Annotated in this window: 10 protein-coding genes; 7 read left to right on the forward strand and 3 right to left on the reverse strand. The window is 59.7% G+C overall.

Annotation, left to right across the window (positions count from 1 at the left end; genetic code table 11):
• Nucleotides 1–365: 365 nt before the first annotated feature.
• The 5 genes from J4D25_RS10995 (at nt 366) to J4D25_RS11015 (ending at nt 5,640) form a co-directional block, all read left to right on the forward strand.
• Entirely contained in the window at nt 366–1,082 is a 717-nt protein-coding gene (locus tag J4D25_RS10995) for an ABC transporter permease (RefSeq protein WP_057716454.1), read from the forward strand.
• Nucleotides 1,083–1,102: 20 nt separating this feature from the next.
• Nucleotides 1,103–1,996, forward strand: a complete 894-nt coding sequence (locus J4D25_RS11000) for a glycine betaine ABC transporter substrate-binding protein (RefSeq protein WP_057716455.1) — start codon at nt 1,103–1,105, stop codon at nt 1,994–1,996.
• A 12-nt stretch (nt 1,997–2,008) separates the two neighbouring features.
• Nucleotides 2,009–2,662, forward strand: a complete 654-nt coding sequence (locus J4D25_RS11005; RefSeq protein ID WP_057716456.1) for an ABC transporter permease — start codon at nt 2,009–2,011, stop codon at nt 2,660–2,662.
• Nucleotides 2,659–3,816 carry a betaine/proline/choline family ABC transporter ATP-binding protein gene (locus J4D25_RS11010; protein ID WP_057716457.1) on the forward strand — a complete coding sequence of 386 codons (1,158 nt, stop codon included), beginning with the start codon at nt 2,659–2,661 and terminating at the stop codon, nt 3,814–3,816. Before J4D25_RS11005 ends, J4D25_RS11010 begins: the two co-directional genes overlap by 4 nt.
• A gap of 660 nt (nt 3,817–4,476) precedes the next feature.
• A complete protein-coding gene (locus J4D25_RS11015) occupies nt 4,477–5,640 on the forward strand; it encodes a type III PLP-dependent enzyme (protein ID WP_056728269.1) in 1,164 nt (387 codons plus the stop codon).
• A 157-nt stretch (nt 5,641–5,797) separates the two neighbouring features.
• Here the strand turns inward: J4D25_RS11015 and J4D25_RS11020 are convergent, their stop codons facing one another.
• A complete protein-coding gene (locus J4D25_RS11020) occupies nt 5,798–6,556 on the reverse strand; it encodes a tetratricopeptide repeat protein (RefSeq protein ID WP_057716458.1) in 759 nt (252 codons plus the stop codon).
• On the reverse strand, nt 6,553–7,233 hold the full coding sequence (locus tag J4D25_RS11025) for a Fe2+-dependent dioxygenase (RefSeq protein WP_057716459.1): 681 nt from the start codon (nt 7,231–7,233) through the stop codon (nt 6,553–6,555). The genes J4D25_RS11020 and J4D25_RS11025 overlap by 4 nt, the downstream gene beginning before the upstream one ends.
• 207 nt (nt 7,234–7,440) lie before the next feature.
• Between J4D25_RS11025 and J4D25_RS11030 the strand changes: the two genes are divergently transcribed.
• Together J4D25_RS11030 and J4D25_RS11035 are read left to right on the forward strand one after the other, a co-directional pair.
• A complete protein-coding gene (locus tag J4D25_RS11030) occupies nt 7,441–9,765 on the forward strand; it encodes a TonB-dependent siderophore receptor (RefSeq protein ID WP_057716460.1) in 2,325 nt (774 codons plus the stop codon).
• A gap of 162 nt (nt 9,766–9,927) precedes the next feature.
• Nucleotides 9,928–12,456 (forward strand): sulfite reductase flavoprotein subunit alpha, encoded by a 2,529-nt coding sequence (locus J4D25_RS11035; RefSeq protein WP_057716461.1) that lies wholly within the window; start codon nt 9,928–9,930, stop codon nt 12,454–12,456.
• Between the two features lie 128 nt (nt 12,457–12,584).
• Here the strand turns inward: J4D25_RS11035 and J4D25_RS11040 are convergent, their stop codons facing one another.
• Nucleotides 12,585–14,126 carry an alkaline phosphatase gene (locus tag J4D25_RS11040; RefSeq protein ID WP_057716462.1) on the reverse strand — a complete coding sequence of 514 codons (1,542 nt, stop codon included), beginning with the start codon at nt 14,124–14,126 and terminating at the stop codon, nt 12,585–12,587.
• Between the last annotated feature and the right edge of the window lie 11 nt (nt 14,127–14,137).

Genomic DNA, 14,137 nt, shown 5'->3' on the forward strand with positions numbered 1-14,137 from the left:
GAGCACATTAGGGGTGGCCAAATGCTGCTTCAGATGGGAACCTTTTAAGGCACGGAGACGTCCACTCCCCCGTAACGACCACTCGTCGGGGGCTTGAAACACCTGCAATTCGGCCTGACGAGGCTGTGCTCATGGCTCGATTGCCGTGCGTTTCCCCCTGTAGGAGCGAGCCTGCTCGCGATGGACGTCAACGATAATGCTGGGTACCTGAAGGTACGCATTGTCTTGAAGTTTTTCGCGAGCAAGCTCGCTCCTACAGTGAAACGCGCTCGGCATGAGCTGCTTATCGCGATCATTTTTTCGGCAGCCAGGAATGGCGTTGCCACACGAGAAAGTGTTCGCCGACTGAAAAAAGGAGTCCGCCTGTGGCTATCCACTATGGCAAAGGGCTGATAGGAGGCGCGCTGGTATTCGCCCTTCTGGCCCTGCTGATCCAATGGATCGGCATCAACACGATCGAACACTACCGCGACGATTTGTTGTTTTACCTGCAAGCTCATCTGGTTCTCGTCCTCGCTTCCATGCTGGCCGCCCTTGTCGTGGGCATTCCTGCCGGCATCCTCCTCAGCCGCCCGTCCATGATCGGCCGTGCCGAACGCTTCATGCAGTTCTTCAACATTGGCAACACCATTCCGCCCCTGGCCGTCCTGGCCATCGCCTTGGGCATCCTCGGCATCGGCAGCGGTCCTGCCATCTTCGCCCTGTTCCTCGCCTCTTTGCTGCCCATCGTGCGCAACACCTACGAAGGCCTGAAAAACGTTCAGGGTTCGCTCAAGGAAGCCGCCGTCGGCATCGGCATGACCCCGCGCCAGGTGCTGTGGAAAGTCGAATTGCCCAACGCGGTGCCGATCATCATCGGTGGTGTGCGTGTGGCACTGGCGATCAATGTCGGGACGGCGCCGCTGGCGTTCCTGATCGGCGCCAACAGTCTCGGCAGCCTGATCTTCCCCGGCATCGCCCTGAACAATCAGCCGCAATTGCTGCTCGGCGCGGCCTGCACCGCCCTGCTGGCCTTGTTGCTCGACGGCCTGGTGACACTCGCCAGCCGCCTCTGGCTCGAACGCGGCTTGCGCCCGTCTTAAGCCTCGGCAAAGGAATCGTCATGAAAACTTCAAGCTTTTTACTAGGCTGCGTCCTGCTGTTCGCAGGATTTGCCCAAGCCACGGAAAAACCGTTGATCCGCATCGGCGCCCGGGTGTTCACCGAACAGACCCTGCTGGCGGAAATCACCTCGCAGTACCTGCGCACCAAGGGTTACGAGGTGCAGGTGACCGGCGGCCTGGGCAGCAATCTGGCCCGCAGCGCCCACGAAAGTGGCCAACTGGACATGCTCTGGGAATACACCGGCGTTTCGCTGGTGGCCTACAACCATGTCACTGAAAAACTCGACAGCGAACAGTCCTACGCACGAGTAAAAGAACTCGACGCGAAAAAAGGCCTGGTCTGGCTGACACCGTCGAAATTCAGCAACACCTATGCCCTGGCACTGCCGAAAAACGTTGCTGACCAATACCCGCAGATCAACACCATCAGCGAGCTGAACTCGGTGCTGCGCAAGGAGGCCGAGACCAACAATCTGGTGGCGCTGGATACCGAGTTCGCCAACCGCTCGGACGGTCTTGATGGCATGGTCAAGCTCTACGACATGAACCTGACCCGCAAGAACATCCGGCAGATGGACGCCGGTCTGGTTTATACCGCCCTGCGCAACGGCCAGGTGTTTGCCGGTCTGGTCTACACCACCGACGGTCGCCTCAACGCCTTCAAGCTGAAGCTGCTGGAAGACGACAAGCATTACTTCCCCGACTACACCGCTGCACCGGTGGTGCGTCAGGCCTACCTCGATGCGCATCCGCAACTGGCCGAACAACTCAAGCCTCTGGCTGAGCTGTTCGACGACAACACCATGCGCGAGCTCAATGCGCGGGTCGATGTCGATCACCAAAGTCCTTCGTCCGTTGCCGCAGATTTCCTGCGCCAGCATCCAATCAAATAGGGAGGAAAAGCCATGGAATTTCTCAACGCCTTTTCCCACCTCGACTGGCAGCAGGTGATACAGCTGACCGGCCAACACATCACCCTGGTCGGCATCGCCGTGACCCTGGCGATTGTGGTTGGCGTGCCGCTGGGCATCCTGATGACACGCTTCCCGAGCCTCGCCGGGCCTTTGCAAGCCAGCGCCACGGTGCTGCTGACCGTGCCGTCGATTGCCCTGTTTGGCCTGCTGCTGCCGTTCTACTCCAAGTTCGGCCAGGGCCTGGGCCCGATGCCGGCCATCACCGCGGTGTTTCTGTATTCGCTGCTGCCGATCATGCGTAACACCTACCTGGCCCTGACCAACGTCGAACCGGGCATCCGTGAAGCCGCGCGCGGCATCGGCATGACCTTCGGTCAGCGCCTGCGCATGGTCGAATTACCCATTGCCGTGCCGGTGATCCTCGCTGGTGTGCGCACTGCCGTGGTCATGAACATCGGCGTCATGACCATCGCCGCGACCATCGGCGCCGGTGGCCTGGGCGTACTCATCCTCGCTGCCATCAGCCGCAGCGACATGTCGATGCTGATTGTCGGCGCTGTACTGGTCAGTGTGCTGGCGATCATCGCCGACCTGATCCTGCAAGTGCTGCAACGTTCGCTGACTCCAAAAGGACTGCTCAAATGATCGAACTTCAAAACCTCAGCAAGACCTTCCAAAGCAACGGCAAAGATGTGAAAGCCGTGGACTCGGTGAGCCTGACCGTCAATGAAGGCGAAATCTGCGTGTTCCTCGGGCCATCGGGTTGCGGCAAAAGCACCACGCTGAAAATGATCAACCGCCTGATCAAACCGACCTCAGGCAAGATCCTGATCAACGGTGAAGACACCACGGGCCTCGACGAAGTGACGCTGCGCCGCAACATCGGCTACGTCATCCAGCAAATCGGTTTGTTCCCGAACATGACCATCGAGGAGAACATCGTCGTGGTGCCGAAACTGCTCGGCTGGGACAAGCAGAAATGCCACGACCGCGCCCGCGAGTTGATGAGCATGATCAAGCTCGAACCCAAGCAATATCTGCATCGCTATCCACGAGAATTGTCCGGTGGGCAGCAACAGCGGATCGGCGTGATTCGTGCACTGGCCGCCGATGCACCACTGCTATTAATGGACGAGCCGTTCGGGGCAGTCGACCCGATCAACCGCGAGATGATCCAGAACGAGTTCTTCGAAATGCAGCGGGCGCTGAACAAGACCGTGATCATGGTCAGCCACGACATCGACGAGGCGATCAAGCTCGGCGACAAGATCGCGATTTTCCGCGCCGGCAAGCTGCTGCAGATCGATCACCCGGACACTTTGCTCGCACATCCGGCGGATGAGTTTGTCAGCAACTTCGTCGGCCAGGACAGCACACTGAAACGCCTGCTGCTGGTGAAAGCCGAAGATGCGGCGGACAACGCGCCTTCCGTCAGCCCGCATACCCCGGTGGCCGAAGCGCTGGAGTTGATGGACGAGCATGACCGACGCTATGTGGTGGTCACTTGCGCCGAGAATAAAGCCCTGGGTTATGTACGACGTCGCGACTTGCACCGTCAGGCCGGCACCTGCGCGCAGTACCAACGCGAGTTCAACGCCACGGCGGCGTACGACGAGCATTTGCGCATTCTGCTGTCGCGCATGTACGAGTTCAATCGGGCGTGGTTGCCGGTGATGGATGCCGAGCGGGTGTTCCTTGGCGAGGTCACACAGGAGTCGATTGCGGCGTACCTGAGCTCCGGACGTTCGCGGGGGATGAAGACCAATATCGTCTCGCCAGCTGAGGCAGTGGTCGCCTGACAGCTCACGTTACCCGGTAAAAATACAAAACCTGTGGGAGCGAGCTTGCTCGCGATGGCGTCATTTCAGGCAACTACGATGCTGGCTGTGAAAATGTCATCGCGAGCAAGCTCGCTCCCACAGGTTCGATGCGATTTTCCAGTGATTCGCAGGCCGGAAAAAAATATCAACAGTAGCGTCTGTAAAAGCTATCCGAAAACACGCTCCTGAATACTCAAATCCCCTATCAGCCTACCTTTTCGCGGCCAACGTCGCCGATGTTGACGCTATCGTAGTTACTAGCGACTTCGCACACAAAAGCGTCGAACGTGCAGGTATTTTTAACACTCCATAAATCCTCGGGAACATCCGACTGTCATCTGTGTCGGTTACAAAGAGTGATGCCTGCAACGCGCGTCAGAAGAGTGCAAAAACGCGACATTTTTTGTTGATCTCAAGCCCCTCACGCCCTAAAGTTCGCGCCGAACGTCCATGCTGGAAACGATCCATCCGGCTCAAGTACTGACGACGAGACAGCAAGGCCAAGGGAAAGCTGCACTTCCCATGGCCTTTTTGCTTTCGGCGACATGCCTTGGGAAGTAGGCGAACCAAAGTGGGGATACGGAGGACGTTCATTTGCACCCATTGATTAACAACGTTTGCCTTTAGGAGCTCCCAGGTATGTCGATCCAGGTCGAAGACTATTTCGCGCGTGAAACCTTTCAGAAAATGAAGGCGTTCGCCGACAAACAGGAAACCCCGTTCGTGGTGATCGACACCGCGATGATCAGCCAGGCCTATGACGACCTGCGCGCCGGTTTCGAATTCGCCAAGGTCTACTACGCGGTCAAGGCCAACCCGGCCGTCGAGATCATCGACCTGCTCAAAGAGAAAGGCTCGAGCTTCGACATCGCCTCGATCTACGAGCTGGACAAAGTGCTTGGTCGCGGCGTCAGCGCCGACCAGATCAGCTACGGCAACACCATCAAGAAATCCAAGGACATCCGCTACTTCTACGAGAAGGGCGTGCGCCTGTTCGCCACCGACTCCGAAGCCGACCTGCGCAACATCGCCAAGGCCGCACCGGGCTCGAAAGTCTACGTGCGTATCCTGACCGAAGGCTCGACCACCGCCGACTGGCCGTTGTCGCGCAAATTCGGCTGCCAGACCGACATGGCCATGGACCTGCTGATCCTCGCTCGCGACCTGGGCCTGGTGCCTTACGGCATCTCGTTCCACGTCGGCTCGCAGCAGCGCGACATCAGCGTCTGGGACGCGGCGATCGCCAAGGTCAAAGTGATCTTCGAACGTCTGAAGGAAGAAGACGGCATCCACCTGAAGCTGATCAACATGGGTGGCGGCTTCCCGGCCAACTACATCACCCGCACCAACAGCCTGGAAACCTACGCCGAGGAAATCATCCGCTTCCTGAAGGAAGACTTCGGTGATGACTTGCCGGAAATCATCCTGGAGCCAGGCCGCTCGCTGATCGCCAACGCCGGCATCCTGGTTAGCGAAGTGGTACTGGTTGCACGTAAATCCCGTACCGCGGTAGAGCGTTGGGTGTACACGGATGTGGGCAAGTTCTCCGGCCTGATCGAAACCATGGACGAAGCCATCAAGTTCCCGATCTGGACCGAGAAGAAAGGCGAAATGGAAGAAGTGGTCATCGCCGGTCCAACCTGCGACAGCGCCGACATCATGTACGAAAACTACAAGTACGGCCTGCCGCTGAACCTGGCCATCGGTGATCGCCTGTACTGGCTGTCGACCGGTGCGTACACCACCAGTTACAGCGCCGTCGAGTTCAATGGCTTCCCGCCGCTGAAGTCGTTCTACGTGTAAATACTGCGTAGAAAACAAAAAGCCCATGACCTGTCATGGGCTTTTTCATTTACGCCACCCTCTGTGGGAGCGAGCTTGCTCGCGATGGCGATAGCTCAATCAACATTGATGCTGAATATCATGACGTCATCGCGAGCAAGCTCGCTCCCACAAAGGCTCAAGAGACTGGGGTTAATTCTTCGGCACGATGATGGAATTCGTGGGCCAGTGCCTGGATCCGAGGATCGACCGCGCCCATCAGCGCCTGACTCGCTACTCGCAGAAAATTCAGGTTGCCACCGGCCAACGCCTTGCGCAGCCAGACCAACGCATCCTCGATATTCCCTTCGTCGGTCAAGACCGCAGCAAAGCTGAACTGCCCGCGAAAATCCCCGCCTTCGGCCGAACGTCGATACCAGTTACGAGCCGCTGCCGGATTCACAGGACTGACCCGCCCTTCTTCCAGATACCGCCCCAACAGATTCATCGATTTTGCATGACCCAACTCAGCCGCACGGCGATAGAGACTCAGTGCTTGAAGCTGATCCTCAATCACCCCGCGACCGGTCGCCAGCAGATTGGCGTAGTTGTACATCGCCCAATCCAGCCCTGCAGTGGCGGCAAGTCGGTAATGCCTGGCCGCTAGCGATGCATCGGCAGCGCAGCCCCAACCATGCTCATGGCAACGACCGAGCATGTTGCGCGCCATGAGGTGCCCCTGGCGCGCTGCGATGCCGAACCAGCTCAGCGCCAGCGGTTGGTCCTGCGCGATCCCCTGGCCGTCGAGCAGGATCTGCCCGAGCAAGGCCTGGGCTTCGACCTCTCCTTCTCGTGCGGCAATCAGGATGGCCTGGGCCGCACGGGCCGGACTTTCGTCGAGCATGGCTTTGAGCCGGTCACCGTCGAGTACTTCTTCGCGGCGCAGTTGATAACTCATACCTCGACCCAGCGACGCAACAGGTTGTGATAGGTGCCGGTGAGGCGAATCAGCGAAGGGTGGTCGGGCATGTCCTGGGTCAGTTGCTGGATCGCCCCGTCCATTTCGAACAGCAACGCGCGCTGGCTGTCTTCACGCACCAGGCTTTGCGTCCAGAAAAACGAGGCGAGCCGCGCTCCGCGTGTCACCGCATTGACCTTGTGCAGACTGGTGCCGGGATACAGCACCATGTCGCCGGCAGGCAGCTTCACCCGTTGGGTGCCGAAAGTGTCCTGGATCTCCAGCTCGCCGCCGTCGTAATCCTCCGGCTCGCTGAAGAACAGCGTGGCGGACAAATCCGTTCGCACCCGCTCGATGCTGCCTTTTGGCTGACGCACCGCGTTGTCGATATGGAAGTCGAAACTGCCACCGGCGGTGTAACAGTTCACTAACGGAGGGAACACTTTGTGCGGTAACGCTGCTGACATGAACAGCGGATTTTTCCACAGCCGCTCCAGCATCGCCGCGCCGATCTCCTTGGCCAGCGGGTGACCTTCCGGCAACTGCAAATTGTGTTTGGCCTTCGCCGACTGGTAGCCGGCGGTGATCTTGCCATCGGCCCAATCGGCTTGCTCCAGAGCCTCGCGAATGCGCTGCACCTCGTCTTTTTCAAACAGGCCGGGAATGTGCAGCAGCATGACAAAGGCACCTGAAACCAAAGGGATGCCAATGGTATTGATTCTTATTGCCTGTGTAAAACACATCTGACGAATGAGTCAGCAGAAACCGTAAGGGTAAATTGTAAAGAATGTAAATTCAGTGCGAATAGTAATGTTTCGCAATTGATACGAATACGTGTTTACCCTATATTCCGCGGCCTCAAATCCTTGGGGAGGGGAACTCAAATGTCGCGTCAACAACCACAAGTACCGGTCAGTTCACCACGTCTGCTCGCATCGGCCATCGGCATGGCGATTACTGCCGGCTCTGCGGGCCACATGGTTTTCGCGGCGGAAAAAGCCGACGAAAAAGCACCGGGCAATGTGATTTCGCTGGGCGCCACCGCCATCACCGGCGAAGCTCAGGACGAGACGACCTACAACGTAGAGAAAGCCTCCTCGCCCAAGTACACCGCGCCGCTGGTGGACACACCGCGCTCGATCACCGTCATTCCGCAACAAGTGTTGAAAGACACGGGCGCCATGAACATGCAGGACGCCCTGCGCACCATTCCAGGCATCACCTTCGGTGCCGGTGAAGGCGGCAACCCACAGGGCGACCGTCCGTTCATTCGCGGCTTTGACGCCCAGGGCGATACCTACCTGGACGGCGTTCGCGATACCGGTTCCCAGAGCCGCGAGATCTTCGCCGTGGAATCGATCGAAGTCAGCAAAGGCCCGAACTCTGCCATCGGCGGTCGCGGCGCTGCAGGCGGCAGCATCAACCTGGTCAGCAAGAAAGCTCACCTGGGCAATTCGTTCGATGGTGGTTTCACCTGGGGCTCCGACCAGACCCAGCGCTACACCATGGACGGCAACTATCAGTTCACCGACACTGCCGCTGGCCGTCTGAACCTGATGAGCCATGAGAGCAACGTCGCCGGACGTGACAGCGTCGACTACGACCGCTGGGGTGTCGCACCGTCCCTGGCTTTCGGCCTGGGTACAGACACTCGCGTCAACCTCGACTACTACCACCTCGAAAGCAACGACACGCCGGATTCGGGCATTCCGTACTCGATCCCGACCACTCTCGCGGCTGGACGCACCAAGTCCAACCCGGACAAGCCGAATGACGGCGGCGACAGCAGCAATTTCTATGGTCTGACCGACCGCGACTTCCGCAAGACCCGCACCGACACCGCGACCTTCGCCATCGAGCACGACCTGAGCGACTCGCTGACCATCAAGAACACCCTGCGTCACGGCACCAGCATGCAGGATTACATCCTGACCCAGCCGGACGACAGTAAAGGCAACGTCAACAACGGCAGCGTCTGGCGCCGGGCGAACACCCGCGTGAGCAACACCGAGACCACCACCAACCAGACCGACCTGTTTGGTGATATCTACATCGCCGGGTTCAAGAACAGCTTCTCCACCGGTGTCGAATACACCCACGAGGAAAGTGAAAAATCCTCGTACAACGTCAACACGGACACCACCCCGGGAACGGCAGCGGTAACCAACAACTGCTCGCCGGCACTGATCGGCGCGCCAAGCGGTTACAACTGCACCTCGCTGTCCAACCCGACGCCGAATGATCCGTGGAGCGGTGCCATCTCCCGCAACTACGCGGGCACCGATACCAAGGCCAACACCTACGCACTGTATGTATTCGACACCCTGACGTTGTCCGAGCAGTGGCTGGTGAACATGGGCCTGCGCTACGACCATTTCGACACCGACTACAAAACCTTCAACGGTTCCAGCGTGACCACGTCCAAGGGCGATGACACCAGCGAGTTCGTTACCGGTCAGTTCGGTGTGGTGTACAAACCAGCGGAAAACGGCAGCATCTATGCCTCCTATGCGACGTCTGCCACTCCACCAGGCAACACCCTCGGCGATGGCGCGGAAGGCAACCCGTTGGGTGGCACGCCGGATCGCAACGGCAACCTGCTCAAAAGCGACATGGAGCCGGAAACCACCAAGAACTACGAAATCGGTACCAAGTGGGATCTGCTGAACGATCGTTTGTCCCTGACTGCCGACATCTTCCGCACCGAGAAAGAAAACGCTCGTGTGCAAACCAACACCACTACGTTTGAAAACGTCGGCAAAACCCGCGTTCAAGGTATCGAACTGTCGGCCACCGGCAAGCTCACCGACAAATGGCAGGTCTTCGCCGGTTACGCCTACATGGACAGCGAGCAAGTCGATGGCGGCGACCTGCCGGCAAACAAAGCCAACAACGGCAACGAACTGCCTAACACGCCGAAAAACAGCGCCAGCCTGTGGACGACCTATCAGGTCACGCCAAGGCTGACCATCGGTGGCGGTGCGTTCTATGTCGATGACGTGTTCGGCAGTGCCGCCAACACCACCATGGTCGATTCCTACGTTCGTTACGACGCAATGGCGGCGTACAAGCTGACCAAGAACGTCGACCTGCAACTGAACGTACAGAACCTGACCGACGAAACCTACTACGACAAGGCGTTCTCGACTCACTTCGCCAACCAGGCGGCCGGTCGTACCGCTTTGCTGAGCACCAACTTCCACTTCTGATTGCCACTCACACTGCAATCCCTGTGGGTGAATGCTGAAATCAGACCTGGCCCCGTTCATCCACATGAACGGGGCCTTTGTGCGTAAAAAGAATGCTTCTCGACAACCCCACGGCATAATGCGCGCCGTGATGAATCAACTTGAACGAACAAGGCGAGCGACGTGTTGAAGAAAACCCTGTTCCAGTTGCACTGGTTTTTCGGCATCAGCGCCGGGCTGGTCCTGGCCCTGATGGGCATCACCGGGGCGGCGGTGTCGTTTCAGGATGAAATCCTGAGCACACTCAATCCTTCTGTGTTGCAGGTCGAGAAACAGGTCGCCGGTGTGCTGCCGCCCGTCGAACTGGTGGAGCGAATCGAAGCCGCATCGGGCAAAAAAGTCTCGATGCTCACGGTGGAGACCGACAGCGGCAGCGCCGCCAAAGTGTGGTTCACCCCGCCGCCGGGTGAACGCCGTGGCGAGATGCGCTACTTCGACCCGTACACCGCCGAGTTCCTCGGCGACGCCAACGGCCAGGGCTTTTTCGGCCTGATGCTGCAACTGCACCGTTTCCTCGCCATGGGCGACACGGGGCGGCAGATCACCGGCGCGTGCACGCTGATTCTGGTGTTCTTCTGCCTGTCCGGCCTATACCTGCGCTGGCCTCGCCAGTGGAAAAGCTGGCGGACCTGGCTGACCCTGGACTGGAAGAAAAAGGGCCGCAGCTTCAACTGGGACCTGCACTCGGTGGCCGGCACCTGGTGCCTGGTGTTTTACCTTCTGGCGGCGCTGACCGGGTTGTTCTGGTCCTACGAGTGGTACAACAAAGGCCTGACCCGGTTGCTCTCCGACTCACCACAGAGCGAACGCGTTCGCGGCGGACGCGGCCCTGCGCCAAGCGGTCCGGCACCGACGGCCGATTACGCGGCGATGTGGAGCAGCATCTACAGTGCGGCCGGTCCGCAACTGAGCTCCTATAACGTGCGCATGCCACCCGTGGCCGGCCAACCGGCGACCGTTTATTTCCTGCTGAAAACTTCGCCTCACGACCGCGCCCTGAACCAGATCACCCTCGACCCGGTCACCGGCGTGGTCAAACGGGTTGATCGCTACAGCGACAAGAGCCTCAAGGCGCAACTGCTGACCAGCATCTATGCGCTGCACGTCGGTAGTTACTTCGGCATCGTCGGGCGCATTATCCTGACCATCGCCTCGCTGACCATGCCGCTGTTCTTCATCACCGGCTGGATGCTGTACCTGGATCGTCGGCGCAAAAAACGCCAGATCAAGGATGCGCGCAAAGATCTCGTGCAAACCGCCAGCGACGCGCCGGCGTGGCTGATCGGCTTCGCCAGCCAAAGTGGTTTTGCCGAACAGCTGGCATGGCAAACCGCCGGACAATTGCAGGCCGCAGGCTTGCCGGTCAAAGTGCAGCCATTGGCGGACGTCAGCGAGCAGGACTTGCATGAATCGAACAATGCCTTGTTCGTCGTCAGCACCTTCGGCGACGGCGAAGCACCGGACAGCGCCCGCAGTTTCGAGCGCAAGGTACTGGGCCGGACACCGAGCCTGGGACGCCTGAATTACGCCGTCCTGGGGTTGGGCGACCGGCAGTATCAACACTTCTGCGGTTTCGCCAAACGCCTGCACACCTGGTTGGGCGAACATGGCGCAAAGACCCTGTTCGCCCCGGTGGAGGTCGACAGCGGTGACCCTTACGCCTTGCGCCACTGGCAACAGCAACTGGGCCTGTTGACCGGCCAGGCCCCCGTGGATACCTGGCAAGCGCCCAGCTACGACAACTGGACCCTGCTGCATCGTGAACTGCTCAATCCGGACAGCAGTGGCTCGCCGGTGTACTTGTTGGGCCTCAAGCCTCCTTCCACCAGCAGCTGGCTGGCGGGCGACCTGGTGGAAGTGATGCCGCGCAATTGCCCGTGGGCCATCGAGCACTTCCTCGACGGCATGGGGATTCACGGTGAAACCAAGGTGCAACTCAACGGCCTGGAAGAAACCCTCGAACAGGCCCTGGCCAGCCGCCAGTTGCCGGAGAACCGCGCCCACCTGGTCGGCCTGCACGCCCAAGCGTTGGCAGAGGCCCTCGTGCCGCTGGCCATGCGCGAGTATTCCATTGCGTCGATCCCGGCCGATGGCGTGCTGGAATTGATCGTGCGTCAGGAAGTGCATGCCGACGGCAACCTCGGTGTCGGTTCCGGCTGGCTGACCGAACACGCGCCGGTGGGCAGCTCCATCAGCCTGCGCGTGCGGCGCAACAGTGGTTTCCATCTGCCGGCCCAACCGGTGCCGATGATCCTGCTGGGCAATGGCACGGGCCTGGCCGGGTTGCGCAGCCTGCTCAAGGCCCGGATTGCCGATGGTCAGCAACGCCAGTGGCTGCTGTTTGGCGAGCGCCACCGCGAGCACGATTACCTGTGCCGAAAGGAGCTGGAGGAGTGGCTGATCAATGGTGATCTGGCGCGCCTCGACCTGGCATTTTCCCGCGACCAGGCCGAAAAGATCTACGTACAGGATCGCCTGCGTGAATCGGCGGCCGAGCTCAAGAAGTGGCTGGCGGACGATGCGGTGATCTACATCTGCGGCAGCCTTCAAGGCATGGCTTCGGGCGTGGATCAGGTGCTCAACGAAGTGTTGGGTAGCGCCGAAGTGGAGCGCCTGATCGAACAGGGCCGCTACCGCCGCGACGTGTACTGATTCACTGAGTTCCCTGTGGGAGCGAGCTTGCTCGCGATTACGGTCTATCAGTCAACCAATGTGTTGAATGTAATACCGCCATCGCGAGCAAGCTCGCTCCCACAAGGGTTCATGTATCCATCTCCATCTCAAACCGGCTGCAGCTTTTTCTCAAATACAGACACCCCGTCCAGATCCCGCAACACCACGCTCAACTCCCCGCTCTGTCCATCGATGTTCACCTCGCCAAAAAACTGAAACCCGGCAAACGGCGAGACGTTCTGCGCGGGCGGCGCCTTCTCGAACACCACTTCAGGACCAAAGGTTTTATCCAGCGAGTTCGGTCCAAAGCTACCGGCATTCAGCGGTCCGGCGACGAACTCCCAGAACGGTTCGAAATCCTGAAACGCCGCCCGATCCGGATGGTAATGATGGGCCGCGCAGTAATGCACATCCGCGGTCAGGAACAGGAAATTGCGTACCTCTTGCGCCCGCAGAAAGCCGAGCAATTCTGCGATTTCCAGTTCACGCCCCTGTGCCGGGCCGGGGTCACCGTTGGCCACGGCCTCCCAGCGCGCGACACCAGGGCTGACCTCGCCGTCGGGCACGCCGAGGCCAATGGGCATGTCGGCGGCGATCACTTTCCATTGCGCGTTCGAGGCCTGCATTTCGCGCTTGAGCCAGTCCAGTTGTTCACGCCCGAGGAAAGGTTTTTCAGCGCCCTGATTGTCATCGTTGGGCCCGCGATAACTGCGCATGTCCAGTACAAAAACATCGAGCAGCGGCCCGTAACCAAGCTTGCGATAGATCCGCCCGCCGCCATCGGCACTCTGCAAACGCATCGGCGCATATTCAAGCCAGGCCTGGCGTGCGCGGCCCACCAGACTGTGGATATCTTTGTCCTGGTAACGCGCATCCAGCTGCTTGCCCGGCGACCAGTTGTTCACCACTTCGTGGTCGTCCCACTGCCAGACCTGCGGGACCTCGGCATTGAAACGACGGATGTTTTCGTCCATCAGGTTGTAGCGGTAATTGCCGCGGTACTCATCAAGGGTCTCGGCGACTTTGCTCTTGGCCTCGGTGGTGATGTTGCGCCACACCCGGCCACCTTCTGTGATGAGCTGTTCCGGGATCGGACCGTCGGCGTAAATGGTATCGCCGCTGTGGATAAAAAAGTCTGGCAGACGCAGGCGCATTGCTTCGTAGATGCGCATGCCGCCAATGTCGGGGTTGATGCCGAAGCCCTGGCCGACGGTGTCGCCGCTCCAGACAAAACGGATGTCACGGCGGGTCTGCGGCACGCTGCGCAAATGACCGAACCAGGGCTCGCTGGCGATACCGCTCTGGGCGTCTTCAAACTGCACGCGATAGAAAATCGCCTGGTCGGCGGGCAGCCCGGTGAGTTCGACCCGAGCAGTGAAATCGGTGCGTGCATCGGCCAGGGACGAGGCGAATCGCCGGGGGTTGGGAAACAGGCTGCGGGTGTCCCACTCCACCACCATCCGCGCGGGGCGGTCGCAGCGGCTCCAGATGATCGCCCGGTCGCCCAGCAGGTCGCCGGACTGTACGCCGTCGGTGAGTTGCGGCCGATCCTTGACCGAAGCGATCACCGCCGGCGCCAGCCCCGGCAACAACAGCCCGGCGCCGACCGCTTGCATGACACGACGGCGCCCGAGGTTGAAATCGCTCATGGTGTTCTCCC

This window comes from Pseudomonas sp. GW456-L13, from assembly GCF_017350115.1.
In the GTDB taxonomy this organism is placed as follows: Bacteria; Pseudomonadota; Gammaproteobacteria; order Pseudomonadales; family Pseudomonadaceae; genus Aquipseudomonas; species Aquipseudomonas jessenii.

Coding starts and splice junctions, on each gene's coding strand:
- J4D25_RS11000 (WP_057716455.1), top strand. CDS start 1,103: ATGAAAACTTCAAGCTTTTTACTAGGCTGCGTCCTGCTGTTCGCAGGA.
- J4D25_RS11005 (WP_057716456.1), top strand. CDS start 2,009: ATGGAATTTCTCAACGCCTTTTCCCACCTCGACTGGCAGCAGGTGATA.
- J4D25_RS11010 (WP_057716457.1), top strand. CDS start 2,659: ATGATCGAACTTCAAAACCTCAGCAAGACCTTCCAAAGCAACGGCAAA.
- J4D25_RS11015 (WP_056728269.1), top strand. CDS start 4,477: ATGTCGATCCAGGTCGAAGACTATTTCGCGCGTGAAACCTTTCAGAAA.
- J4D25_RS11020 (WP_057716458.1), bottom strand. CDS start 6,556: ATGAGTTATCAACTGCGCCGCGAAGAAGTACTCGACGGTGACCGGCTC.
- J4D25_RS11025 (WP_057716459.1), bottom strand. CDS start 7,233: ATGCTGCTGCACATTCCCGGCCTGTTTGAAAAAGACGAGGTGCAGCGC.
- J4D25_RS11030 (WP_057716460.1), top strand. CDS start 7,441: ATGTCGCGTCAACAACCACAAGTACCGGTCAGTTCACCACGTCTGCTC.
- J4D25_RS11040 (WP_057716462.1), bottom strand. CDS start 14,126: ATGAGCGATTTCAACCTCGGGCGCCGTCGTGTCATGCAAGCGGTCGGC.